24 protein-coding genes and 1 pseudogene are annotated in these 24,328 nt (G+C 69.2%); 7 read left to right on the top strand and 18 right to left on the bottom strand.

Annotation, left to right across the window (positions count from 1 at the left end; genetic code table 11):
• Positions 1 to 1,314: 1,314 nt before the first annotated feature.
• From O1Q96_RS23955 to O1Q96_RS23940, 4 genes and pseudogenes are all read right to left on the bottom strand, one after another.
• Positions 1,315 to 2,265 (bottom strand): TIGR03619 family F420-dependent LLM class oxidoreductase, encoded by a 951-nt coding sequence (locus O1Q96_RS23955; RefSeq protein WP_269250149.1) that lies wholly within the window; start codon positions 2,263 to 2,265, stop codon positions 1,315 to 1,317.
• Positions 2,266 to 2,631: 366 nt separating this feature from the next.
• Positions 2,632 to 2,706, bottom strand: a pseudogene (locus O1Q96_RS23950) (methionine adenosyltransferase domain-containing protein); the annotation flags it as partial.
• Positions 2,707 to 2,886: 180 nt separating this feature from the next.
• Complete coding sequence (locus O1Q96_RS23945) at positions 2,887 to 3,951, bottom strand: tetratricopeptide repeat protein (protein ID WP_269250148.1); 1,065 nt, start codon at positions 3,949 to 3,951, stop codon at positions 2,887 to 2,889.
• Positions 3,948 to 5,120 carry a DUF4331 family protein gene (locus tag O1Q96_RS23940; protein WP_269250147.1) on the bottom strand — a complete coding sequence of 391 codons (1,173 nt, stop codon included), beginning with the start codon at positions 5,118 to 5,120 and terminating at the stop codon, positions 3,948 to 3,950. Before O1Q96_RS23940 ends, O1Q96_RS23945 begins: the two co-directional genes overlap by 4 nt.
• 298 nt (positions 5,121 to 5,418) lie before the next feature.
• Here O1Q96_RS23940 and O1Q96_RS23935 point away from each other — a divergent pair, with 298 nt between their 5' ends.
• Positions 5,419 to 6,027 (top strand): hypothetical protein, encoded by a 609-nt coding sequence (locus O1Q96_RS23935; RefSeq protein ID WP_269250146.1) that lies wholly within the window; start codon positions 5,419 to 5,421, stop codon positions 6,025 to 6,027.
• Positions 6,028 to 6,038: 11 nt separating this feature from the next.
• Positions 6,039 to 7,373, top strand: a complete 1,335-nt coding sequence (locus O1Q96_RS23930) for a Dyp-type peroxidase (protein ID WP_269250145.1) — start codon at positions 6,039 to 6,041, stop codon at positions 7,371 to 7,373.
• 199 nt (positions 7,374 to 7,572) lie between these two features.
• On the opposite strand, the gene O1Q96_RS23925 is transcribed toward O1Q96_RS23930, so the two are convergent.
• Genes O1Q96_RS23925 through O1Q96_RS23905 form a run of 5 tightly spaced genes read right to left on the bottom strand, consistent with a single transcriptional unit; the run spans position 7,573 to position 13,659 of the window.
• Entirely contained in the window at positions 7,573 to 7,923 is a 351-nt protein-coding gene (locus tag O1Q96_RS23925; protein ID WP_269250144.1) for a DoxX family protein, read from the bottom strand.
• Positions 7,920 to 9,917, bottom strand: a complete 1,998-nt coding sequence (locus tag O1Q96_RS23920) for an acetoacetate--CoA ligase (RefSeq protein WP_269250143.1) — start codon at positions 9,915 to 9,917, stop codon at positions 7,920 to 7,922. The genes O1Q96_RS23925 and O1Q96_RS23920 overlap by 4 nt, the downstream gene beginning before the upstream one ends.
• Positions 9,914 to 11,545 (bottom strand): bifunctional 3-(3-hydroxy-phenyl)propionate/3-hydroxycinnamic acid hydroxylase MhpA, encoded by a 1,632-nt coding sequence (gene mhpA, locus O1Q96_RS23915; protein ID WP_269250142.1) that lies wholly within the window; start codon positions 11,543 to 11,545, stop codon positions 9,914 to 9,916. Before mhpA ends, O1Q96_RS23920 begins: the two co-directional genes overlap by 4 nt.
• Positions 11,546 to 11,578: 33 nt before the next feature.
• Positions 11,579 to 12,517, bottom strand: a complete 939-nt coding sequence (locus O1Q96_RS23910) for a fumarylacetoacetate hydrolase family protein (RefSeq protein WP_269250141.1) — start codon at positions 12,515 to 12,517, stop codon at positions 11,579 to 11,581.
• A complete protein-coding gene (locus O1Q96_RS23905) occupies positions 12,514 to 13,659 on the bottom strand; it encodes a VOC family protein (RefSeq protein ID WP_269250140.1) in 1,146 nt (381 codons plus the stop codon). Before O1Q96_RS23905 ends, O1Q96_RS23910 begins: the two co-directional genes overlap by 4 nt.
• 136 nt (positions 13,660 to 13,795) lie before the next feature.
• Between O1Q96_RS23905 and O1Q96_RS23900 the strand changes: the two genes are divergently transcribed.
• Positions 13,796 to 14,431 carry a TetR/AcrR family transcriptional regulator gene (locus tag O1Q96_RS23900; RefSeq protein ID WP_269250139.1) on the top strand — a complete coding sequence of 212 codons (636 nt, stop codon included), beginning with the start codon at positions 13,796 to 13,798 and terminating at the stop codon, positions 14,429 to 14,431.
• 49 nt (positions 14,432 to 14,480) lie between these two features.
• Here O1Q96_RS23900 and O1Q96_RS23895 read toward each other — a convergent pair whose 3' ends face one another.
• On the bottom strand, positions 14,481 to 16,103 hold the full coding sequence (locus tag O1Q96_RS23895; RefSeq protein WP_269250138.1) for an MFS transporter: 1,623 nt from the start codon (positions 16,101 to 16,103) through the stop codon (positions 14,481 to 14,483).
• A gap of 120 nt (positions 16,104 to 16,223) precedes the next feature.
• Here O1Q96_RS23895 and O1Q96_RS23890 point away from each other — a divergent pair, with 120 nt between their 5' ends.
• Together O1Q96_RS23890 and O1Q96_RS23885 are read left to right on the top strand one after the other, a co-directional pair.
• Entirely contained in the window at positions 16,224 to 16,889 is a 666-nt protein-coding gene (locus tag O1Q96_RS23890; protein ID WP_269250137.1) for a TetR/AcrR family transcriptional regulator, read from the top strand.
• A 20-nt stretch (positions 16,890 to 16,909) separates the two neighbouring features.
• Entirely contained in the window at positions 16,910 to 17,701 is a 792-nt protein-coding gene (locus tag O1Q96_RS23885; RefSeq protein WP_269250136.1) for an LmeA family phospholipid-binding protein, read from the top strand.
• A 6-nt stretch (positions 17,702 to 17,707) separates the two neighbouring features.
• On the opposite strand, the gene O1Q96_RS23880 is transcribed toward O1Q96_RS23885, so the two are convergent.
• The 5 genes from O1Q96_RS23880 to O1Q96_RS23860 form a co-directional block, all read right to left on the bottom strand.
• Positions 17,708 to 18,355, bottom strand: a complete 648-nt coding sequence (locus O1Q96_RS23880) for a TetR/AcrR family transcriptional regulator (RefSeq protein WP_269250135.1) — start codon at positions 18,353 to 18,355, stop codon at positions 17,708 to 17,710.
• A gap of 100 nt (positions 18,356 to 18,455) precedes the next feature.
• Positions 18,456 to 19,007 carry a thiamine pyrophosphate-dependent enzyme gene (locus tag O1Q96_RS23875; protein WP_269250134.1) on the bottom strand — a complete coding sequence of 184 codons (552 nt, stop codon included), beginning with the start codon at positions 19,005 to 19,007 and terminating at the stop codon, positions 18,456 to 18,458.
• A 245-nt stretch (positions 19,008 to 19,252) separates the two neighbouring features.
• Positions 19,253 to 19,447 (bottom strand): hypothetical protein, encoded by a 195-nt coding sequence (locus O1Q96_RS23870; protein ID WP_269250133.1) that lies wholly within the window; start codon positions 19,445 to 19,447, stop codon positions 19,253 to 19,255.
• 516 nt (positions 19,448 to 19,963) lie between these two features.
• Positions 19,964 to 20,596: a hypothetical protein gene (locus tag O1Q96_RS23865; RefSeq protein ID WP_269250132.1), complete on the bottom strand. Its 633-nt coding sequence runs from the start codon at positions 20,594 to 20,596 to the stop codon at positions 19,964 to 19,966.
• 440 nt (positions 20,597 to 21,036) lie between these two features.
• Positions 21,037 to 21,441, bottom strand: coding sequence for a hypothetical protein (locus O1Q96_RS23860; RefSeq protein WP_269250131.1), 405 nt, complete (start codon positions 21,439 to 21,441; stop codon positions 21,037 to 21,039).
• A gap of 65 nt (positions 21,442 to 21,506) precedes the next feature.
• Between O1Q96_RS23860 and O1Q96_RS23855 the strand changes: the two genes are divergently transcribed.
• Both O1Q96_RS23855 and O1Q96_RS23850 read left to right on the top strand, forming a co-directional pair.
• The gene (locus tag O1Q96_RS23855) at positions 21,507 to 21,728 is read left to right on the top strand and encodes a hypothetical protein (RefSeq protein ID WP_269246466.1); all 222 of its coding nucleotides are present in this window, start codon (positions 21,507 to 21,509) and stop codon (positions 21,726 to 21,728) included.
• Positions 21,728 to 22,102: a fic family toxin-antitoxin system, toxin component gene (locus O1Q96_RS23850; RefSeq protein WP_269246467.1), complete on the top strand. Its 375-nt coding sequence runs from the start codon at positions 21,728 to 21,730 to the stop codon at positions 22,100 to 22,102. The genes O1Q96_RS23855 and O1Q96_RS23850 overlap by 1 nt, the downstream gene beginning before the upstream one ends.
• A 217-nt stretch (positions 22,103 to 22,319) precedes the next feature.
• Here the strand turns inward: O1Q96_RS23850 and O1Q96_RS23845 are convergent, their stop codons facing one another.
• The 3 genes from O1Q96_RS23845 to O1Q96_RS23835 form a co-directional block, all read right to left on the bottom strand.
• Positions 22,320 to 22,937 carry a hypothetical protein gene (locus O1Q96_RS23845; protein ID WP_269246468.1) on the bottom strand — a complete coding sequence of 206 codons (618 nt, stop codon included), beginning with the start codon at positions 22,935 to 22,937 and terminating at the stop codon, positions 22,320 to 22,322.
• 1 nt (position 22,938) lies between these two features.
• The gene (locus tag O1Q96_RS23840; RefSeq protein WP_269246469.1) at positions 22,939 to 23,475 is read right to left on the bottom strand and encodes an RNA polymerase sigma factor; all 537 of its coding nucleotides are present in this window, start codon (positions 23,473 to 23,475) and stop codon (positions 22,939 to 22,941) included.
• A gap of 221 nt (positions 23,476 to 23,696) precedes the next feature.
• A complete protein-coding gene (locus O1Q96_RS23835; protein ID WP_269250130.1) occupies positions 23,697 to 24,167 on the bottom strand; it encodes a hypothetical protein in 471 nt (156 codons plus the stop codon).
• Positions 24,168 to 24,328 lie beyond the last annotated feature (161 nt).

Raw genomic sequence — 24,328 nt, 5'->3', positions numbered from 1 at the left:
TCATCGCGGACATGTTGAAGCTCCTTGCCAGTGGCGTCGTTGCCTGATTGGCGGCTCGGGTCAGGGTGCCGCTTCCTTACGTGAAGCCGTGCGGCTGAACGGGAGGGGGCAGACCGGAAGACCCTAACGGGTACAGTGTTGCCATTAATCAGGGCTCGCGTCAATGCGGCGGCGGAGCTGCGGGGGGCTGTGACGAGCGGCGTCGTGGCGCACCGGCCATGCGTGGCCGACTGCTGCCCGGCAGGGCGTCGCCGATGACCGCGCCGGTAGCCACGAGTTTGGCCGAGCGTGCGCGGCCGGGGTGCCCTTCGCCTGAGTGGCGATGGATGGCGGTTACGGGCAGTACGCCACCGTGCGGCATTGGCTGAGCGGCCGGGGCTGGGTACGTGCTCGCGGTGCCCTGCGGTCTGCTCGTTGACCGAAGTCAGGGCTGACACCGCGGTGGGACAGCGGCGCGTCAAACGCGCGGACGACCTGCTGCCACGCGTGAGCGAGGGCCGCTGGGAGCGGCGAAGCTGTGGCGAGGGATCCAAGGGCTGGCGGTTCTACGAGTGGGCCCTGTTCACCGTTCACGTCAAGGACGAGGCAGCCCGCCGGGGGTTTCGTTCACGAGTTGCTGATCCGCCGCTCGGTCAATGACCCGGGTGAGGTGACCTACTTCCTTACCCGCTTACCCGCTTACTCGCTTACCCGCCGACACCGCCATCACAACGATGCTTTCCACGGCAGGCCTGTGCTGGAAGTTCGAGGAGAACAACGAACGGGAAAACACCTGGTCGGACTCGACCAGTACCAGGTTGGCACCGCACCTGGACCCCCCTGGTATCACCAGGTCACTGCCTGCCTGTTCGCCCACGCCTTCCTCGTCCTGCGCAGCCTGGACATCTCCCGCACTCATCAGCTTCAGGAGGCCACAGGCGAGCAGCCGTTGGAGGCGGGCTGGGGAAAAGCCCCGGCGGCGACAGTGACCGCACCACCTGACTCGGCCCCGGCTGACTCACCCTGATCACCGTCACCGAAGTCCAACGCCTCCTCGCCACCCTCGTCCTGCGCGTCGACCACGGGCGTCGGCGCACGCTGCGCTGGTTCCTCTGGCGCCTGGTCCACAAGATCCGAGCCCAACTCAGCCACTTCCGCCGCCGCGGCGACTCGCTCCCCGACCACCTGCGACGACTGGACCCGAGCCCTCCCCGCCATCCACCAGCCCTCGTAAGATCCGCAGTTGTAGTACATGCTGGGGCAATCAGCTCATGCGTCGCCCGGCCGTTGGTCTCCTCCGGCAGGGCTTCGAAGGGGCGGCGCCGGGTCGCGCGGCTACGGAAGCGATCGGGTCATGAGTCGGTGGAGGTCTTGGGTGAACGCCGGGATCTCCTCGACGGTCTCGACGAACTGGGCGGGGTTCACCACGAACGTCCGGAAGCCCTGGGCGAGTTGAAGCTCGAGGATCTCTGTGGAGTCAGTCAGTTTGGCGGACCGGTCACCAGGGGAAAGCGCTGGAAGAATGCCAGTGACCAGTTCCAACTCGTCGCGGCTACGACCGGCCGAGGCGAGGGCCGCATCCAGCCGGGACCAGTCGTCGTCGATCACGTAGTACTCAGGAAAGAACCCTGACCCGCAGCGTACGATCCGGTCGAGGGCACGCTTGTGCAGGCTGCTGCCTCCGAACCACATCGGGGGGCCGCCAGGGCGGGTTGGCGCGGGTTGACACCACACGTTCTCGAACGAGAACGAGTCGGACTTGAAGCTGGCGGGTTGCTCGCCCCACAATGCCTGCCAGGCCCCGATGGCGTCATCGAGGACCCGGCCTCGGGACTTGAACGGTACGCCGCACGCTTCGGATTCCTCAGGCTGCCAGCTCACGGACGGCATGACCACCAGACGGCCCCCGCTCAGCATGTCGAGCGACGCCAGTTGCTTGGCCATCACCACCGGGTGCCGCAAGGCACCAAGGAGGGCCGCAGCCACGAGGCGAACCCGGCTCGTGGCCCCGGCAATCGCCGCCAAGGTCGTCGGACCCTCAAGTTGGGGGTTGTCCGGGCGCTGGTGCCACGGCGACATGAATGCCCGTGCGTTTTCGGGGAGCCCGTCGCGTGCGGCATGCGGTCCCATGGCGATGTGCTCGCCGACGATCACGTCGTCGATGCCGTTGTCCTCTGCCATGCGGGCGACATCGATGGTTCGGGCAAGGTCGTTCCTGTCGAGCACGGCATTCAGTTCTGAGAGCAGGAACGCGATGCGTACCGCACTTGAAGTCGTTCGAGTCACACGTATCTCCACGAATCTCGAGAGGGTGGCTGCTGATGTGCTCTGGCCAGGCCGGGACTCCGCGGAAGCGAGACTTGAGCCTCGCCTGAATACCCAATGAGCCTTGTTCAACCTGAATTCGCTGGTCTTGGGCTGGCGCGGGTGGTGATGGCGAGAGCCACAGGCGTGTGGGCTATCGGCGTGGCTTCCTTTCGCTGAACTGTGGCGGCGCTGTACGTAAGAGCGGAGCCTTCGGCGAACCGGCAGCCGGTCGCTCTGAACGTGGGGTAGTAGCTGATTCCACGTCACCCAGCCGCACCCTCGCTTGGTCCGGTGGTCCAAGAAGGAGGCCGAGGATTGTGCCCGCGGCTCTCACTGGCAGAAGGCGCCGCCGTGGCGGGCCGTGCCGCCGTAGGTGTCGATGATGATCTTGCGGCCGGTGAGGTCGGCGTCGCCCATCGGGCGCGGGCGGCCACCGCCTGGTGCGCGACGGCCACGAGTCCGCCCTCGGTGAGCAGCTCGGTGGCCGCCGGCATCATGGCCTCGCGACTGCGCACCGGACGCGGGTCGGCTCGCTCCTCCGGCATACGGCACCGTTCGGTGAGACGACTTGGCTCGCGTGTTTTCCGTGGTTGCCGCTTCCTACGGCGTGTGGTGTGCCGGCTGGTTGCTTGCCGCGCGGGCTCGCTGGACCAGGGCGTACGAGCGGGTCGTCTGGCGCATGACCAGGGTCTGCAGCGCCAGTTGGATTCCTCGGTCGACGTTCGATCCCACCATGAGCCAGAAGTCGGCGGCGTGGTCGGCGTACGCCTCGGGGTGCCGCAGCACCAGTTCGTCGTAGCGCTCGGCCGCACGGTCCCGCCACTGCTGGGCCTCCTGGTATCGGCCCGCGACCCGGAGGACGAGCGCGAGATGGGAGGAGTACTCGGGATCGTCGCTCGTCTCCACGAGGGGGCGCAGGTGGGCGACGGCGGCCTCGGGGTCTCCCAGGAGGAGGTCGACCTCGGCGAGGTGGCCGGTCGCGGGGGCGTAGCCCGGCACCCGGCGCCGGGCCGCCTCGAACCACGCCCGGGCCGCGGGCAGGTCGCCCTCGCGCATCCACATCACACCGCGCCGGAAGTCCAGTTGGGCGAGGGGGAAGGGCGAGACACCCCGGTAGCTGCGCCGCGCCTCGCCGAACACCTGCTCCGCCTCGGCGGTCTCGTGCCGTTCCGCCTGGAGGACGGCCAGGGCACTCAGCATCGTGAAGTCCGACTGGTGAGGGGCCGCTTTCCTGAGCAGGAGCTGGGCTTCGGCGTAGCAGCCGACCGCCTGCAGAATCGCGGCCCGTTCCCCGTCCAGAGTGGCCTGTGCCGCGCCTGCTCGACCCGCTGCGTCGAGGTCGGTCATGGCCTCGGCGAAGCGGTGCAGGGTCGCCCGCGTGCGGGCACGCGCCAGCAGGGCGATGCTGTCCCCGGGCGCTTCGCACACCAGCCGTTCGGCGAGCTGCGCGGCATGTTCGTAGTCGGCGACGCGACCCAGGAGGTGGCCGCGCAGGGCGAGCAGGTCGACCAGGACCGCCTGCTGTGCGACGGCGAAGAGGGTGGTGGAATCCGCCCGTTGTCCTTGTGTCGCCAGGCTGTCGATCTGGGCCGACAGATTCACCAGAGCTATGGTGCCGTTCGTCGTGACCGGCTCGTGGTCGTCCCGGACAGGCCGGCTCGTCATGCTTCTGCCCCCGGCTCCGGCGGCGCCGACAGCGCGGCGAACACGGTCATGAGGTCCGGCGGGGTCGGGTTGGGAGCCGCCAGGTAGGGGAACTGGTGCGTGGCCGGCCGGGTTGCGCTATCGACGCCGTCACTGATGCGGGGTCCGTCGATGCCGTTGACGAGAAGCGTGTAGATGGTGTCCACGATGTCGTCGTTGGGTGCCCGGCCGCCGCACGTCGCGTGTTCGCGTCCGGCGAGCAGGGCGGTCTCGATCTCGAAGCAGCTGTCCTCGGAGAACGGCTTCGAGACGTCGACGACGAGGAAGTCGGCCAGGAGCAGCTCGGTCAGGGGGTGTGTGCCCTGATCGTCCGGCGGCCAGACGGCCTCACCGTCGAGGCGGTCGAAGAAGGCCAGGTTGGCGTTGAACCGCGCCCGGTAGGCCCCGGCGTAGTCCTGCCGTACGGCGAAGGCGTCCTCCTCGTTGTAGAGGTCGCGGATTTCGATGTCGCTGTTGACTGGGTCGAACTTCTTGCTGGCGAGGACGACGTTCTTGATCTCCGGTCGGCCCATGCGCTCCAGCCGGACCGGGCGTCCGCCGGAGGTCACTGTCTCACCCACGACGCCGAACAGGGGGCTGCTGTCCGGGCCGAACACCGCCTGGGTGTCGACCTCGATGACGATGCTCAGAACGTTCATACCCTGGAGGGTGTTGACCGCGTCGGGCTGGAAGGCCAGTTTCTCCGTGGCGTCGGTGGCCAGGACGCCCGTGAGGTTGATGAAGAACGGGTCGAGCCGTGGTCCGGCGAAGATCCTCAGCCCTTCTGCCTCGGTGGGAGTCTCGTCGCCGACACGGAAGAGGACGTGTTCGCCGTTCGGCGCCGTGCAGGTGCCGATCTGTACCGGCTCGTCGCTGCCGGGGACCTGGCCGGGGACGGCGAAGGTGAAGTCGAAGGCGTACTCGGTGCCGCCGACGGTGAAGGCGGCCCCCTCGGCCGCCTGTGCGACCGGTCGGACCCGCAGGCGGTAGGTGATCGCGTCGGAGAACAGTGCCGTGGGGGCGGCGGCCGGGAACGCGTCGAGGACGATCACCAGTCGGCCGGGCCGGTCCGGGCTGGGGAAGGCGAATATGTCGGTGATGTCGGACGCGGGATCGAAGAGGATGCGCGGTCCGGAGAAGTGATCCGCCATCGGGAACTCCTTGGGGTGAGAGGCCGCAGGACCCGCTTGTGAGACGGGATGACTCACAGTCGGAGGCCGTGCGATTGATCGCGAGTGGGCGCGTTGACAAACCGTACCAGCAAACTGATGATGTAATCAGTTATGCGAAGATGCTCAGAAGGTGGGCATCGCTACACCTCGCGCCGCTTCGAAAAGCCCCGATTGCGGCGTTATGTAAAAATTTCCATGATCGCATCGGCTCGGTTCAGTCCAGCCGTTGCGCAGCGCCCGCCAGCACGGCGGGAGCCTGACCCCAAGGAGCGGTGCCATGAGTGAGAAAGATCTGCACGCGAGATTCCAGAAGCTGCCCGAGTCCGTCCGTGAGAAGGTCGATACGGCGTTGGCGGACGCAAAGATCGCGCTGAAGCTCCGTGTCGCCGAGGTGCTGGCCGACAAGGAGGAGGCGGCCGAGCACGCTGTCACGACCGCCGGGCGGGTCGGCGCCAAGAGCGGCGAGGTCTCCGAGCTGACGACGATCCTGCCGCTGAAGCCGAACGGTGCCGAGCGGCTGCGGAAGTTCTTCAAGCTGGTGAGCGGAAACCTGGTCGGCGCCGGTCAGGTCGGCACGCTGCACAACATGCGGTTCGTGTTCCTCGACAACGACACGAAGCTGCTGTTCGCGACCGCGTTCGACGGTGAGTGGGACCCGTACATCGACGACTTCGCCACCAAGATCCCCGAGTTCATGGACTATCTGTTCAGCAACGTCGAGGGCTGGCCCGGCATCACCTCGCCCGACGTGAAGGACTTCATCGTCAAGTACCAGATCCCGGCGGAGGCGTGGTTCGTCGCTCACCCCGGGCTCACCGTGGCGGAAGGCCACCGGCTCAAGCGGCAGGACGCCGCGCTGCAGAACTTCCTGACCGAGCTCAACTGAGGCGCCGCACCATGCCCTCCCCTTTCCGGCGCCTGCGCCGATCTCCCACCCTGGATCTCGACGACATCCAGGCGACCTTGCTGCGGGCGCGGCCCGAGCCCTACTTCGGCACGCACGCGATCCTGGAGATCACCGAGCCGGCCGCGGGCAGGGAACTGCTGCGCCGGTTGGCGCCGCGGGTGACCTCGGCGGCCCGCTGGGACGAACCACAGCCGTCCTGGCTGGCTCTCACCCTCAGCTACCAGGGACTGGTGGCGCTGGGCGTGCCGGAGGAGTCGTTGGCCTCCTTCCCGGCCAACTTCCGTGCCGGGATGGCCGCCCGTGCCGAGCGGTTGCGTGACACCGGCCTGAACGCGCCGGAGCGCTGGGAGTACCCGTTCGGGAGTCCGCGGGTGCACGTCGCTGTCAGTGTCTACGCCGCGAGTGAGGACGACTGGCGCCGTGAAGTCGCGGCGTACGAGAAGGAGTTGGGCGACGTGCCCGGTGTGCGGCTGCTGTCGCACCAGGACTTCGCGGCCGATGGTTTCAACGTGTTCGGCTACCGGGACGGGTTCAGCCAGCCGGTGGTCGAGGGCAGTGGCGCCGAGCCGCTGCCGGGTGACGGCAGGCCGATCAAGGCCGGCGAGTTCATTCTCGGCTACCCGAGCGAGACCGGTCTTCCGCTGCCCGTGCCGGCTCCGGACGTCCTTGGCCGCAACGGCACGTACGTCGTCTTCCGCAAGTACCACTCCCACGTCGCAGCCTTCAACACGTTCCTGCACGACAACGCCCGCACCGAGGCCGAACGCGAGCTGCTGGCCGCGAAGTTGGTGGGCCGCTGGCGCAGCGGTGCCCCGCTGGCCCTGGCCCCGGAGCGCGACGTCCCCGCCATCGGCGAGGACCCGAACCGGATCAACGACTTCGACTACGCCGCCGACCCGCGCGGGCTGCGGACCCCGCTGGGCTCCCACATCCGCCGGATGAACCCGCGCGACACGAAGCTGACGGTCCTCAGTGACGTCAACATCCGCCGGATCATTCGCCGCGGCACCTCTTACGGTCACCCGCTGCCCACGGACCGGCTCAAGGACGACGGCCAGGCCCGAGGTCTGGACTTCATCGCTCTCGGGGCCCGTGCGATCGACAACGTCGAATTCCTGCAGAGCGAGTGGGTCGGCTCCGGCAACTTCGTGGGCCTCGGCAAGGAGAAGGACCCGATGATCTCGTTGCAGGACAAGGGCGCGTACTTCACCGTGCCCGGGACCCCGCCCCACCGGGTGCAGGGCATTCAGTCCTTCAACACCCTGCTCGGCGGCGAGTACTTCTTCATGCCGAGCCTGTCCGCCATCCGCTGGCTGAGCACCTGACCCGAACCCTTCGCGGAGGCACCTGTGACCTCGTGCGTCCGTTACCGGAGACCGGGCTCCTGTGCCGCCACCGTCTCAACGGGGTCGAGCCGCAGGAGTCGTCCGGCATCAAGGGGCTTCCCGCCCTGACCCTGGGACTACCTCGGGCCACCCCGCCCTGACTCGGCGGGGTGGCCTTTCGGGTGCCGGGACGCTGAGGTCAAGCGGCGACCGACAGACAGGTATACGCCACTGCCGCCAGGGCCAGAACGGCGGCGGGCACGGCCCGTACGGGCGGGTCGCCGTGACGCAGATGAACCACAGCCGCCGCGGCCATCAGCAGGGCGAGTCCTGTCGCAGCGGCCACGCCGAGGGGAACCCAGGCCAGGCCCGCCAGCAACCCGGCGCCCCCGGCAACCTCCAGTGCGCCGACGACGCGGTAGAGGCCCGGTGACCTACCGAGGTGGGCTGCCGCCTGCCGCATGACCGGTAGAGCGGCGATCTTCGCCACTCCCAGCGGCAGGAAGACCAGGGCCAGCACGACGGCGGTGATGATCTGCGCCGTTCTCACGCCTCGGCGCCCCTTCGACTGCGACGGTCGGCTCCCAGACGGGCGTAGTAGTCGACGAGTCCCGGGGCGTCCACTGCGGCCGGATCGAGGACCTGCTCGGCGGGCGCGCCCTGGAGGAGTCGCTTCACCGGGACTTCGAGTTTCTTGCCGGTCCGAGTGTGAGGGATGGCCGGCACTTCGAGGATCTCGTCGGGGACATGGCGCGGTGAGGCGCCGGTGCGGATCGCCTCCCTGATCTTCTCGCGCAGGACGTCGTCCAACGTGGCCCCGGCCGCCGGGACCACGAAGAGAGGCATCCAGTAGCCGCCGTCGGCTTCCTCCGCGCCGATGACCAGCGCCTCGGTGATCTCCGGCAGGCGCTCGACGACGTCATGGATGTCGGCGCTGCCGAGGCGTACGCCGTTGCGGTTGAGGGTGGAGTCGGAGCGGCCGTGGACGATCAACGAGCCGTGGGAGGTGTGGGTGACCCAGTCACCGTGCCGCCAAACGCCGGGGTATGGGGCGAAGTAGGCCTCGCGGTAGCGGCTTCCGTCGGGGTCGTTCCAGAAGTAGAGCGGCATGGAAGGCATGGGACGGGTGACGACCAGCTCGCCGACCCGGTCCACCACCGGGTATCCCTCGGCGTCGTAGGCGGCCAGGGCGACCCCGAGGTGAGGGACGGACAGCTCGCCCGCCCAGACGGGGGTGGTGGGGGCGCTGCCGGCGAAGCCGGAGACGACGTCCGTGCCGCCGGTGATGGAGGCCAACAGGACGCGGTCGCCGACGTGGTCGCGGACCCAGGGGTAAGCCGAGGCGGGCAGCGCGGAGCCGGTGCAGCCGATGACGCGGATCGACGACAGGTCGTGGATGGACGGGTCGATGCCGAACTTGGCCATGCCCAGGAGGTATTGAGGGCTGGTGCCGAAGAGCGTGACGCGGTGGCGGGCGGCCAGTTCCCACAGGACGTCGGGGTGGGTGAGCGGGGCCGGGCTGCCGTCGTACGTGCACGTGGCGGCGCCTGTCAGCAGCGTCGAGGCGACCAGGTTCCACATCATCCAGTGGGTGGTGGTGTACCAGAGGAGGCGGTCGCCGGGGCGCAGGTCGGAATGTAGGCCCAAAGTCTTCAGGTGCTCCAGCAGGACGCCGCCGTGGCCGTGCACGATGCCCTTGGGCAGGCCGGTGGTGCCGGACGAGAAGACGACCCACAGCGGGTGGTCGAACGGTACGGCGGTACAGGTGAGTTCTTCCGTGCGGGTGGAGGCGTCCTCCCATGGGACGACCAGCGACGGATAGTTCCGCGTGGGCCACGGCAGGCCCACATGGCCCACGAGTAGGGTTGCCTTCAATGTCGGAAGGGCATGGGCGAGGTCGAGTGCGGCGTCGCGGCGGTCGTGCGTGGTGCCGTTGAAGAGGTAGCCGTCGGCGGCGATCAGGACGGTCGGTTCCAGCTGGGCGAAACGGTCGGCGGCAGCCTTGGGGGCGTAGTCCTGGCCGCACACCGACCAGACGGCGCCCAGACTCGCGGCGGCGAGAAAGGCGACGATCGCGTGCGGGGTGTTGGGGAGGTATCCGACGACCCGGTCGCCCGCCCCTACGCCCAGGTCGCGCAAGGTGGCGGCGACGGAGGCGACCTGGGAACGCAGTCGCTTCCCGGTCACCTCGTACCCGGAACCGGTCTCATTGAGAGCGACGATCGCCACGTCGTCGTCCGCGAGGTTGCGCAGAGCGTGGTGGGCGTAGTTGAGGGTGGCGCCGGGGAACCAGCGGGCGCCGGGCATCCTGTCCTCGGCCAGCACCTGTTCGTACGGTGTCTCCGAGTCGATGTCGAAGTACTCCCACACGGCACCCCAGAAGCCCTCCAGGTCGGTGACCGACCAGCGGTGCAGGGCGGCGTAGTCGGCGTCGGCCTCCACGCCCCGGTGCCGGGCCGCCCAGCGGGCGAAGTCCATCATGCGGCTGGCGGCCGCCGTCTCCGGGTCAGGCGTGAAGAAGGGGGGCGGGTACGGTGTGTTCATCGCGTCGTGCTCCTCAACAGGGCCTTCTCAACAATCCGTTGGGAAGGAAAGGGGCTTCGTGTGGTGTGCAGCAGGGATGCCCAGTCGGCCGTACCCGTGAAGTCGCGACCGCCGGACGGGACGACGTCCATCACGACGCGATCCGGCCGCAGCAGCACGGCGTCCGCCCGCCCCTCGCGCAGCCAGTCGGTGAGACGGCCGTCGTCGCCGAGGTCGGCCGCGGAGAGAACCCGGGCACCAAGGCCGTCGGCGACCGCCTTCAGCGAGGGGGCGAGCGGTACGGCGGTCAGTACGGCGAAGGAGTCGCCGAGTATCTCGTCGAGGCGGGCGCGCCGTCCGTCGACGCTCACCCAGGGCTGCGGGCACAAGCCGCCTGCGAGACCGCGTCCGCCGAGGCGCAGACGGCGTCGTACGAGCGGCCCGGCGGTCAGTGCCGGGCTGAGGCCATTGGCAACCGCAGTGGTCAGGCCGGGGATACGAACGGCCGCGCTCAGGGCACCGCGGCGGATGGCCGCGGCGCCGTCCTGGCCACCGGTCATGGCCCAGCCCGTTGCGACCGCGAGCCGGATCACATGGCGGGCGTGCGGCTTGCGTTCGCTTTCGTACGTCTCCAACATGCGCTCGTCCGCACCCTGTTGGAGGACACGCGCGAGCTTCCAGGTCAGGTTGTAGGCATCGCGCAGGCCCGAGCACAGCCCCTGGCCGATGAACGGCGGGGTGAGGTGCGCGGCGTCGCCGAGGAGGAAGACGCGCCCCCGACGCCAGCGGTCGGCGATGCGGGCCCGGAAGGTGTACTGCGCCTGCCGCACCAGCTCGAAGCCGGCGCCGGGCACGAGATCCACCCACGGAGCGACCAGCTCCCTCACTCGCTCGTGATCCGGTTCCGAGTCGTCCTGGAGGCGGAACTCCCAGCGGTAGCGGTCCTCGCCGATGCGCATGAACGTCGCCGGCCGCTGCGGATCACAGATCTGTTCGACACCTTCCCAGCAGCGGACCGGGAGGCTGGTGCGCACGTCGATGACCGTCCAGCGTTCCTCGAAGTGCAGGTCCTCCCAGGCGGCGCCGATGGCGTCGCGGGTAGCGCTGCCTGCGCCGTCGCAGCCGAGGACGGCGTCCGCCCGCACCAGGTGTTCGCCCTCGTTGTCGCGGTAGGTCACCCGGACCGGACCGTCGCCGTCCTGTTCGACGCCGACGACCTCAACGCCGCCGCGCAGCTCGGACTCCGGGGCGCGGGCCAGGGCGTCGCGCAGCACCCGTTCCAGTTCGGGTTGGTCGAACATGCTGGTCTGCGGGAAGCCGTGCGCTCCCTGAGCGGCCCGCGGGAAGTCGGCCATCACGCGGTGCCGGGCGTCCAGCAGCCGCAGCCCCCGTGCCGGGCGGGCGATCGCGGCGAACTCCTCTTCGACTCCTGCCGCCTGGAGGATGCGGCGGACCTCGTCGTCGGTGGCGACGGCACGTGGAAGGGGGTAGAGGTCGTGGTGACGTTCGAGGACGACGGTCCTCACACCCCGCTGGGCGAGTAGGAGGGCGGCGGTCACGCCCACGGGCCCGGCTCCGACAATCACCACGGGTACGTGTTCCGGCCCGGGCACGGCCTCCCGTGGTCCGGCGGCTTGGTCGACGGTCATGTGCGGCTCACTTCGGGTCTCAGTTCGCGTCGGTCATGTCGCGTCGGTCACGGGGGTGCGCTGCTCACCGAGATCGATGCGCCCGTCCGGCGTGGCGATGGTGGCGGTCACGACGTCGCCGGCGTGCAGGTAGTGCGGGTTGCGGGCCTGGCTCTTGAAGAACGCCTTCCACTTCGCGGCGGGCGGCAGCAGCGCGCCGATCTTCTCGATGGCCTTGGGCGGGGCCTTCAGTGCGGTGCCGCCGGGGGTGCCGGTCAGCAGCAGGTCGCCGGGGTCGAGGGTCTGGAAGCGGGCCAGCAGGGTCAGCGCCTGTGCCGGGCGGACGATCATGTCGGCGAGGGTGCGGTCCTGACGCAGGTCGCCGTTGACGGACAGCTTCAGCCTCAGGTCGAGGAGGTGGGCGAAGTCATCCGGCTCCAGCAGGGAGAGGTACGGGCCGGTCGGAGTGAAGGTCGGATACGACTTGCTCTCGTAGAACTGGGTCTTGGTCAGCTGTACGTCGCGGGCGCTGACGTCGTTGGTGACGACGAGCCCGGCGACGTACGAGGGCAGGTCCTGCTCGGTGACAACGGCGCCTACGGGCAGGGTCGCGCCCATGACCAGGCCGAGCTCGACCTCGTAGTCGAGGAACTTCACGTGGCCCGGCCGGACGACCGTGTCGTGCGCGCCGCTGACCGAGCCGGACGCCTTGCGGAAGAAGGTGGGCGGGATCTCGCCGGTGAATCCCGAATCGCGGGCGTGGCTGCGGTAGTTGACCATCTGGGCGACCACCCGGCAGGGCGTGGTGACCGGGGAGAGCGCGACCAGGTCGGCGACGGGTGTGCCCGGCTCGCCCGAGGTCGCGGCCTCGCGTACGGCGTTGCGGTCGGCGAGCAGTTCGGCGGTGGTGACGGCCTTGGTGTCGACGGGGATGGCGCGGTCGTCGAGGACGGCCCACCAGCCGTCGGCTGTGCGCAGGACGTTGGTACTCATGAGTTCGTCGCTTTCAGCAGGCCCAGGAGCCGGGCGGGGTCGAGTTCGTTGTCACCGCGGAGGGCATGCAGCACCTCACGGACCTTGGCGGGAGACGGATTGGCGCCGAGGAAGTCCCGGGTGGCCGGCGGCCCCCATTGCGCGAGGCCGCTCGCCGACATGGGGGACCAGCCGGGTTCGAGGTCGCTGGAGAAGAGGTCGCCGTCGGCGAAGTGCTCCAGCATGAAGTGGTCCGGATCGCGCCAGTAGTCGAAGAGCTGGCTGCCCAGGATGTGCCGGCCGATGCCCCAGCTGCGCCGGTAGCCGCGCTCGGCCAGGTACTCCCCGCCCGCCGCGATCGAGTCGAGGTCGGTGACCTGGTAGGCGGAGTGGACGTATCCCGTCCCCGGCCCCAGATGCATCGCCAGCGTGTGGTGGTCCACCGCGACGCCTCCCTGGTCGCAGCGGATGAACGCCATGACCGGGCCGCGCTCCCGCTGACCGTCCAGGAAGTGGAAATCGCTGACGATCATGCCGAGGGTGTCGAGGTACCAGGCCAGGGCCCGCGCGAACACTCGCGTCTCCAGGACCACATGCCCCAGGCGCTGGACACGGGACGGCTCACGCGGCGGGCGCTGCGTGACGTTCCTACGACGGTGATCTGTCCCGAAGTTGAGAAGAAGTGGCCGCTGTTCGGGCAGCGGGGGCAGTTCCTCCGCATGGTGCTCGACCCGCACCGGGAGGCCGGAGGGGTCGAGCAGGTCGACCACCTTGCCGCCGCCGGGCGCGTCCGCGTCTCGCACGGCGGAGCCGGTGGCGCGGGCGAGCCGGTCCAGGTCGGCACGCTCGGCCGCGCGGAACGCCGGGCCGATGAAACGGGACGTACGGCCGCGCCGGATCACCATGCAGGGCGAGCCGGCGAAGGTGCCCCGCAGCCACAGCGCGCGCTCACTGCGGGCAACGATCCCGAAACCGAAGTCACGTGCGAAGACCTCCGCGCGGTCCAGATCGGGCTTCTCGAACTCCAGCCAGGCCAGGTCAGCCACCTTGATCAGGGGATTGCGGGAGCGCCCGGGGTGCTCGCCGCGCAGGGCCCCCTGCTCGCTGTGGAGGTCCTGGTGGGCTGTTTTGGCGTCGGTCTCGTCGACGTGTGTTTGGGACACGGTGTCCTCCGGGTAACATCGCTGTAATGATGGAATCATCAGCTCTGAGAAAGTCATCGTCAAGGGCTTAGTCCGGTTAAAATGATGAATCCATCAGAAATGCGATCGCCATCGGCTCCGTTGTTAGACTCATCGCATGCCGACCTCAGCCCCGCCCAGCAACCGCTTCGAACGACGCCGCGCCGAGACCCGCCAATCGCTCGTCCGCGCGGCCCGGCAGATCCTGGCCGAAACCGGAGACACCAGCGCGAGCATCCAGGCGATCGCGGAGCGCGCGGACGTGGGTTTCGGCACCTTCTACAACCACTTCGAGTCGAAGGCGGAACTGTTCGACACAGCGGTGGTGGACGCGCTGGAGGAGTTCGGCCAGGCGATAGACGAGCGACTGCAGGGGACCGGTGATCCGGCCGAACTCGTCGCGGCCGGCCTGCGGCTCAGCGTGCGGATGGTCGACTCCCACCCGGAACTCATGCAGGTACTGCGCCACCGCGGACTCGCCCACATCCACTCCGACCGGGGGCTGGCACCCCGAGCCCTGCGCGACCTGGAACGCGGCGTCGCCACGGGCCGGTTCGTCGCCGTCGATCCGACCGTCGCCCTGTCCGCGCTGGGCGGATCCCTGCTGTCCCTGGTCGAGCTGAGGTTCGCCCGCCCCGAGCTCGACGCCGACGAGGCGGCCGCCAACCTGGCGGAGATGGTGCTGCGCATGCTGGGGATTCCCCCGGACGACGCCCGCGATATCGCCCGCCACCCCCTGCCCGATCTGGACTGACCGGGGCTGCCGGTTTGGCCGGATCGGGCAGGAGGTGACGGGCCGGGATTCAGCGGGCGCCGGTGTAGCTCTCTTCCGTGGCGTCCGCTCCTTCTGCCGCCGAACCCTCCGACCGACGCTTCCCCGAGCGGGAGCGGCCGGGCAGGACTGCCAGGACGATCAGGGTCCCGGCGGCCATGATGATCCCGCCGACCATGCTGGTCTGGGCGACACTGTGGGCGAATGCCTGATGGACGGCGTCGACGAGGGCCTGGGCCTGCTGTGGTCCGGCGGCCGGGTCCTTCGCCATCTGCTCGGCGACGGCCAGGCCGCCGCCCACCGAGTCTTTGGCGGTGTCGAGGGCCGCGGCCGGCAGCTGCCCGCCGACCAGGTCGGTCAGCTCGTCCCGGTAGCTCGTGGCGAGGAGTGAGCCGAGGACCGCGATGCCGAGGGAGGCGCCGAGTTCCAGCGCGGTGTCGTTGGCGCCGCCGCCGACGCCCAGCTCGGCCTCGGGGAAGGAGTCCATGATGGCGTCCGTGGCCGGAGCCGCGCTCAGGCCGATCGCGAAACCGAGCATCATCATCGGCGCCAGGAAGTCGGTGTACGTCGAGCCCTTGTCGACCTGTGTGAGCAGGAGGACCGCTGCGGTACCGACCACCATGCCGGCGATGACCGACGCCTTCATGCCGGCCAGAAGGGTCAGCCGGCTGGTGAGAGCGGCACCGACGAAGACCGCGCCGGCCAGCGGCAGCAGCCGTACGCCGGTCTCCAGCGCGCCGTAGCCCAGGACGAACTGCAGGAACTGGGTGGCGTAGTAGATCGCGCCGAACGTACCGAAGAAGAAGAACAGCACCGCGAGCATCGACCCGCTGAAGGGCCGCAGCCGGAACTTGCGCACGTCCAGCATGGGGCGCGGGTGCCGCAGCTCCCACCACACGAAGGCCACCAGGCCTACGCCGGCGACCACGGCCGCCGTGACGGGCCCTGCACCCCAGCCGAAGTGCGGTCCCTCGATGGCCGCGTAGACGAGGCAGCCGACGGAGACGATGGAGAGCAGGCCGCCCACGTAGTCGATCCGGCCCATGTCCTTGGCCTTGGACGGCGGTATGAGGAAGAGCGCACCGACGATGGCGGCGACGACGATCGGGACGTTGATCAGGAAGGTCGAGCCCCAGGCGTGGTCCTCCAGCAGCCAGCCGGCGACCAGGGGGCCGACGGCGATCGCGAGGCCCGAGGTGGCCGACCAAGCGGTGATGGCGCGGGCCCGCTCGCCTCGCGGGAAGGTGGCGACCAGCAAGGACAGCGTGGCCGGCATCACCACGGCGGCGCCGACGCCCATGACGACCCGGGCCACGATCACCAGTCCGGTCTCGTCGACCAGGCTGCCCATCACCGCACCAGCGCCGAAGATCACCAGACCGGCGATCAGGGCGCCACGTCGGCTGTATTTGTCGCCGATCGCGCCTAGGACGAGCATCAGCGCGGCGTACGGGACGGTGTAGCCGTCGATGACCCACTGCAGATCACTGCTGCTCAGGTTCAGATCCCGGGTCATGTCGGGGGCGGCCACCATCAGCGACGTGTTCGCCATGACCACGATCAACAGGCTCAGGCACAGCACCAGCAGGGCCCACCAGCGCCGTGAGTACGGCCCGGTCATTTTCTCGACAGGGGTCTGTGCGAGGAGAGGCATCGGAAGCTCCTAGGGGACGAGTTAATTGCCCATCGATGTGCAGGCTAGTTTGTTGCCCGTCGATGTGCAAATATCTCGAAGACCGCTACCCGCCCCGAGGCCCCGCACCGAGGTGCCGACATGACCAGCCCCCCAGCACCGCACGGAGCACGTCTCCACAGGCCGCGCGCCACGAGGACCCGCATCCTCGAAGCGGCCCGCCAGGTGCTGGGTCAGGACCCCGACAGCAGCCTCGGCGCCATCGCCGAGGCCGCCGGGGTGGCACGGCGTACCGTCTACGGCCACTTCGCTGGCCGGGCCGCGCTGATCGAGGGACTCACCGCCGACGCCGCGGAGGCGGTGCGGCTCGCGATCGCCACCACCCGCACCCCGCAGCCGCACCCGGACCCGGCAACCGCCCTGGCACACTTCGTCCTGACCCTGTGGCCGGTCGGTGACCGCTACCGAACCCTGATCCGACTCGCCCCTCAGGACCTTGGGACGCAGCGAGTGAGTGCGCTGCTCGCCCCGGCCCGCGACACCGTGGCCGCGATCCTCGCCCGCGGCCAGCGCCAGGGCGTCTTCCACACCAGCGTGCCGCCCGGCCCGCTCAGCAGAGCCCTCGAAGCACTCCTGCTGGCCCTGCTCGACAGCGTCAACTCAGGGATCTGGGCCGACGACGGCACGAGCGCCGCCACCGCGGCGCTGATCGCCGTGGGCGTCGACAGAGGGGTCGCGGCATCGACGGTCCGCCGACTCGCCCGGCACACCGTGAGACACGCCCCCCATCTGCAACGACTGCGATGACTGAGATATGAGGAGTACGTATGCACCAGCCCCAGACCGGGTACGGCGACACGGTCGTGGACCGGACGTACCACCAGCCCTACCGGCCAAGCGCGCACCCGGAACTTTCGCGCCCCGCGGTCGTCGCCGGTGCCGTCCTGCTCGCGCTGGTCCTCGTCGCCTTCGCGGTCATGGTCGACCGGGTGGCGGCGGCGCGGGTGGAGGCACGTACGGCCGAGGCGTTCCAGGATGGGATGGACACTCCTCAGCCGCCCGCGGTTCACGTGCGCGGCTTTCCCGTCCTGAACCAGCTGGCCGCAGGCACCCTGCGCCACGTCGACATCACGGCGCACGACATACCGGCCCAGGGGGCCGAGCGCCCACTACCGGTGAGCGAACTCACCCTCCGCCTCGACGACTTGCGGAGGTCGGGCAGCGGCAGTGAGGCACGTGCCCGCTCGGCGGAGGCAATCGCTGACCTGTCGTACTCGGATGTCTCGAAGGCCCTCGGCGTGGAGGTCTCCCAAGGCACCCGTTCCGGCCAGGTGACGGTGGCTGTCCAGCTGCCTTTCGGCAACGAGGTCACCGTGACGACGGGTGTCTCGGCGGCATCCGGAAACCGCATCGCCTTCAAGGACTTCAGTGTCGCAGGCAGTGCGCTGCCGGCCGCCGGGGAAGAGCTGCTCAACAAGGCCTTCGACGAGCCGATCCAGCTGCGGAACATCCCCGCGGGTCTGCACCTGCGCACGCTCACCACCACGGCGACTGGCCTCAGCGCTCGTTTCTCGGGCCGCTCGGTCACTTTCCAACCGGACCATGCGGGTGACGTCTGAACCAGCTCAGGCGTCGGCGGCAGGATTCGCGCCCACCGTCGTGGCAACGTCGTCCACCACGGCACTCGCCCGCTTCTCCGGCACCCCGGCCGCGATCAGCGTGGCGACGGCGATCCTGGTCCCGTCGTCCTCCCACGCCCCGGTGTTGACACCCTCCAGCAGGGCGATGGTCAGAGCTTCCAAGCCTGCACTGAGTACGGCCGGCGGCACATTCGTGTGAAAGACACCGTCCCGCTGTCCCTCCTCCAGGATGGCCGTGACCGAGGCGCGGGCGGGAGCGAGGATCTCGGCCACCCTGTCCATGCGCAGATCCCGGCGAGCCAACGCGAGCAGCATCCGGTATCGGTCTCCCACGGGCCACATCGAGATCACGAAACGCGCGAGTGCGCGCTCAGCCGGTTCCTCCTGCTTCACTCCGCCCGCCACCGCACCCCGCAACGCCTCGGACGCCTCCTCGGCAAGAGCCTCCAGCAAGGCGGCCCGCCCGGGAAAGTGACCGAACAGGGTCCGGCGTACGACACCGGAGGCCCGCGCGAGCTCCTCCAGGGTGATGTCCGGATTCCGTCCGAGTTCCTGGCGGGCGGTGGCCAGGATGCGCGCCCGATTCGACCGCGAATTGCTTCTCATCGGCTCGCGGGCCACGGGCTTGCTCAAGACAACAACCTCATCGGATCAGTACGGGCGACGTCGGAGGACGAACAGCACATCCATTCTGGCATGGTGGCACGGGCCCGTTCCGGCGACTGAGCCTGCGTCACCGGCCCGGCACGTCATGGGCGGCCACCTCGACGCCGACCTGTCGTCTCCGCTCGTGTCGCCTCCTCCGGCGGCGTGGGGTGCTGGGCGAACGGCCGCCACATTCGTGTCCAGAGCGACGTGAGTTCCTCAGCGGCGTCCTGGGCCGACTCGATGCCAACGCCTCGTGGTCGTGGCCGCCCAGATTGCGCAGCGCCCGCAGAAGGTCTTCGTCTGGAACATCGGTGAGGAGCGACCGGATCAGGTCCGCTTCCTCTCCGGTGCCGGGCAGGAGCTTGCGCAGGTCGGCGGCGGAGAGGCGGAGCAGACGCTGGTACTCCGGGTTCGTCATCGCGTTGATCCGGCCGCGCAGGGCGCTGCCGCCGGGGCGGGCGAACAGATCCTGCAGGCACGTGCCGTACTTGACGGTGATGACCTGCCAGCCGGCGGCGGCGAACATGCCCTGGAGCCGGTGGGCGGCGATGCCGGGTACCACGCGGTCGAGGGACTGGCGGTTGAGATCCACGATCCACACGACCTCACCCAGTCCGGCGACCATGGGGTCGACCACGGCCTCCTAGCAGGCACCCTCGTCGAGCTCGGCATCCCCGATCAGCGAGTACTGGCGTCCACTGCCAGCCCCGCCGACCGCCCGTCGACGTAGCGGCGTGCCAGCGCGCCGACGAAGCTGCTGCCCGCGGCCCTGAAGCGTTGGGCGGAACAACGGATCGGCCCCGTCGTGTCCGTCCGGGACGCCTCGCACAGCTGGGACCGCTCCCGGGTGTGGGACCTGGAGGGCGGGAGCGGGGTGCACCGCTACACCGGTTGGCTGATCTCCGGGATGGGCATGGGGTCAGCTGCCTGGGTGAGGTACTGCACGGTGACCGGCCGACGCGAGGGGAAGGACTCGTTCCCGCCCACCTCCTGCACCGCCGCGATGACCTCACCCGCCACCAGGGGACGGGTCGTGATGTGCCACCACCCGAGGTAGGGGGCGGCCGTGCCCACCACTTCCGTTCCGTTGGCGAAAATCCGAACCGTAGCCCCGGCAACCACACCGCTGACGGCGACTGCCCGCGCGCAATCGCTGATGACCCCCTCAATGACCGGAGGGGACAAAGCTTCTGTCTGCGCCATCACGGGCCTCCAGAGACGGGCGAAGCTGCTGCTGCAAGAAGGCTGGGATCAGTAGGCAGACGCGAGGACCCAGCCACCAGCTTCCGTCGCATGCCCCGCGTCGGCACATCGGGCTGCGCCGTTGGGAGGAGCGGGCATCCGACTGCACGCAGAGGGCGGTGGACGCTGCGTGACCGAGGTCGCCGCCTCGGTGCTGACCGGGACCTGGCCTGATGCGCTGGCACACGAGCGATGGCTCTCCACGGCCTTCGGAGGCGAGAAAAGCGGCTCATACCGGCGTCTGGTTGCCCTGAGGAGCCCCGGGGCCGGCCACGCGGGTGTTGGCTCCGTTCGCGCGGGGCGCACCGCGGCGCCCAGGTCGGCCAGAGGATCGGACTGTCCCCGCGCAGGCTACTCGTCGGACGGTAGCGCGCCAACGGCTGCCAGGAGCGCACGCGCCACCAGTGCGGCGTCGCTCTCCGGCAGTCCGGCCGCAGGGCGTCCGATGACGCTCGTCCCGAAGTCGAGGACCCTGCTCACTTCGCGCGCGGCGAGTTCGGCCTTGGGCTCGACGGTGCGCAGCCGCGGCCAGGGATCCGCCGCTTCGCGGTGCCGGTCGGTGCGCGTCAGCCACTGGGTGACCAGCGCTTCGGCGTGCAGCGAACTCACCGCCCGGGCACCCAGCCGCCCCAGAAGATACGCCTGCCAACCGGCGGGCAGGCCACCGGCGCTGCGGCCGAGCAATCCGCCAAGACGGCAGACCGCAAGCAGCGGCGCGAGATCGACTTCCCGCGCGCGCTGTCGTACGAGGCCCTCGGGCGAGCAGAGCCAGGCAGCGGCGGCAGCGGCGGCGGTCGCCTTGTCTCGGGGAGAGGTGTCGTGGTCGCTCTCGGCCCTGCCCAGCGCGTGCAGGACCCGCAGGGTGGCGTCGACGCTCCCGCCTGGCGGATTTGTGCCCGACAGTCCCTGTTCGTAGCTCTGTTGGTAATCGTGGAAACGGCTGGGCACGAGGTCCGGCACTGGTTGCCGTGTGCCGAAGGCCACGTCGGGCAGATGGTGGTGTCGCAGGGAGCGTGCTAGCCACTTGGGTACGTCCAGGACCGTGAGCCTGCTGCCGGGTTCGACCAGGGAGACGGTACGTAGTCCATCGACGTGTGCCGCGTGGCTGACCCCGGCCTGCAGGGAGTCCCCACCGCTTTCGCCGCGGCCATTACCCTCGCTGCCGCCGTGACCGCGGCCATCACCGCCCTGCTCACCTGAATCCCTGCATCCCAAGCCTGGCAACCTGCCCGTTTCCCGCACCGCAGACTTCGGTCCAGGTCCAGGCCGCCCGCGCGGATCTGGAGGCATTCGAAGACCTGATGTTCCAGGTGCTGGAAGCCCGGGGGCTGCCCACGGACAACTCATCGTCGCGGCCAAGCAGCGCGAGCCCCTCCTCAAGACTGGATGACCGTGCTGTTGGGCTCCCTTGCCCTCGAGGGCTGCTACTTGGTGCTGTTCCTGCTCACCCCCAGATCTTCGAGTTCGGAGAGGTGAAACTCGGCCTCGCGCTGGGCGATGACCTTGCCCTTGTCGTTCAGCGCTCCAGCGGTTCGGCGAGCTGCCGCTGGGGCACCTTCTCCAGCGCCACCAGCACCTCGTACGCTCGGGCCGACGTCCGCGCGAGCTCGGCGGCACCATCCGCTATGTCCGCAGTGGTGGCGCGCGGCGTAGAGGCCCTTGGCCCAAGCCTTGAGGTAGCTGGCGCTGTAGCCCAGGTCAAGGAGGTGGGAGGCCGCCGTGCGGGAGAACCGCTCCGGCTTGACCCGCTCGTCGACGGGAATGTTGATCCCTACCGCCCACCACTCCAGCAGTTGCCTGAGCCCCTGAAGCAGTCCTCGCGGACTCATTCCTCCTGGCAGACCGCTCCGCCCATCCCTCCCCGCCGGGGACCGGGTCCGGCTACCGTGGGGGCATGGCGAAGGAGATCCGTATCAAGGTCGACGACGAGACGTTCGAAGAGCTGCGCCGTCGCGCCGCTGACGACCATGAGGAACCAGATCAGTACGCGAGCCGGCGGCTGACCGACGACCTTGCGCGAACCCGGTTCCTTGAGGGAGCGAAGGCCTTCGTCGAGGAGCACGGGCAGGCCTTCGCCGACCGCTTCGGGACCGGTCCCAGCAGCCACGCCGCCTGATGCCGCCTGTTGTGGTCATCGATGAGCGATGGCTGCTGGATATCGCGCAGAACCTCGTGCCCGGCGATCCCGATGTGACCGACTACGGGGCGCTGGCCGCCGCCGTCGCCCGCCACCGGCACGAGGTCATGGGAACCCTGGTCTACCCAGCCGCACACCACCGAGCTGCTGCGATCCTGCACGCTCTCGCACGGCTTCCTGCCCTTGAGCACTCGAACGAACTCTTCGCGGCTCAGGCCGCCTACGCCTATCTCCACGCCAGCGGCATCCAGGTCAAGGTCGGCAGCCAGGAGGCGATCACGCTGGTCGTCGAGGTCGTCGAGGGCCGCTGCGACGTCCGCCAGGTCGCGGAAGCGCTGAAGAGCTGGGGCTGATGTGCCCGACCATCCCAAGAAGCACCACTTCGTTCCCCAGTTCCTGCTGCGACGGTTCACCGATCCGGCGGAGCGGCTGGTCGTTCACCGGGTCATGGTGCAGAAGCAGTACCAGGCCAGCGTGATCAACGTCGGGCACACGCTGTACCGACCTCTACCTCGCTGGGCCCATCGCACCACAGCCGGTTCCAGGTCAACGTTCCGTGCGCCCCGTGCTCTACTCGTCTCGATTGCGCCAGAAGGCAGGGCACTCCGTCTTTGCTGCCGCGGGTAGATCCTTGACGATCCGGCTGCGGGCGGCTGCCAGGGTCCGTGATGTCCCGGCGCCGTCGACCCGGAAGGTCTCGGACGGCTCGTCGGGACGGTCCATGACAACCACCAGCAGGTGTTCCCCCGTCGAGTAAGCAGGCTCGCCCTTCCACTTGCCGCTCATGGTGGTGAACTGGATCTGTCGCTGAGAGCCCTGCTTCGGCTTGATCCAGTCCGTGACGGTGAGCGTGACTTTCACGGCGTCGGCCTGTTCGGGGTGCTCCTTTATCGCCGCGATGTCTCCTTCGACGATCTTCGGCGAGCAGGCAATCCGTTCCACCTCGGTCAGAGCCTGTCCCTGATCCTGCCGGGAACCGGCAGAACCATCATCAGCAAGCCCGTACGCCAGGAGAACCAGGCCGACGGCCGCGGCAGCGACCAACGCGCCGGCAATCGTGCCGGGACGCTTCATCCAGACGCGGCGCGGACCCTGAGCAGAGTCGCTCTCTCCCTCTTCGGCCGCTTCACCGATCATGCCGAGGGCCAGCCGCAGCTGGTCCTCCTCCGGGCCGGTCAACGGGGTCATGTCAGATCGCCTCCACCTGGCGCAGCCGCGCCCGCATTGCGGCCTGAGCCGCGTGCAAGCGGCTCTTGACGGTTCCTTCAGGGACGTCCAGGAGTTGCGCGATCTCACGGATGGGCAGATCCGCGTAGTAGCGCAGCACCAGGACCTGCCGGTGGGCCGGGAGCATCGATTCCAGTTCGTCCGCCACCGCCAGGGCGAGCAGGCGCTGTTCCTCGGAATGCTCCACAGGCGGCTGGGACCAGCGCTCGGCCAGGCGCCGACGCAGCCCGGCGTCTCTGCTCTGTGAGCGATGCCAGTCACTGGCTACACGGGAGGCGACAACAGTGAGCCAGGCCAGGGGATCGCGCACCTTCGGTCGCGTCGGGTCGGCCTGTTCCTCAAGCAGCTTGAGCCTGACGCGCTGCACACCGTCGTCCAGCGCATCCCATGGCACGCCGCCCAGCGCCAGCACCGCGCGCACGCGCCTGACCTCGGCCGGATCGACCAAGGCCGGCTGATCGTCCTCACCGGGCCGTCGTGCGCCACGCCCTCTGGCCATGTACAGGTCCTTCCTCGTTTCCTTAATGACGGGGCAGTCATGGGAAACGTTCGTCCGAGCCGGGAATCGTCCGCGGCGAGTGTTCAGCCGCCGCTACAGCGACGGCCGGTCTGAGGCAGAGTCCGTGTGAGTGCTCCCCGGTTCTCGGTGGAGGCCCGCGCCCATCAGCCGGAGGGACCGTGGCGTGGCAGCCGACGGTCCCGTTCCGCTGAGTGGTCGGGTCAGGTGCAGGTGTCTGCTGTCGGCTCCTGTGCGAACTGCCTGGACTCGTCCGGTTCGGCGGCCATGAGTGCGGAGGCGAGATGCGCCGTGTCCTTGCCGGCCATCTCGTCCTTCAGGCCGATGTTGGGGCCGCCCTCGTCCAGGACCTGGCGTGCCTGTTCTGCGGTACGCTCCCGGCCCTCCAACTCGCCTTCGCCGATCCTGTTGTTGTCATACGGGACGGTGGATCCGGCACCCAGACCGCGCCATCGGCCGCCCTCGGGGGAGCAGGGGTCTTCTTCCCACACGATGGCGACGGTGTAACTGTGACCCGCCTGGATCCGAGGGCTGTCAGCCTTGGCCACCTTGACGCGGTTGTTGATGTCACCGTCGGTGAACTGCCAGCCCATGGAGGGACGGACCCAGGTGCTCGGTGCCGCTTTCGGCGCGTCGGCACGCGACCAGACAACCTGGTCGATCCTCAGCGTCACGGCCCGGCCGATGAGTCCTTCGCCGCGGTCGAGTTCCGACTGCGCCGGCGGGGTCTCCTTCTCCGCGGTGGCAGTGACCGCTACGACATGGTCGGCGTAGGTGACCCAGTCGGACGCCGTGCGGCTGGGCAGGTTGTCGGCGCCGTGGGCGATGATGATCC

Origin of the sequence: Streptomyces aurantiacus (assembly GCF_027107535.1) — a bacterium.
In the GTDB taxonomy this organism is placed as follows: Bacteria; Actinomycetota; Actinomycetes; order Streptomycetales; family Streptomycetaceae; genus Streptomyces.
This window is presented reverse-complemented; position numbering and strand designations above follow the sequence as displayed.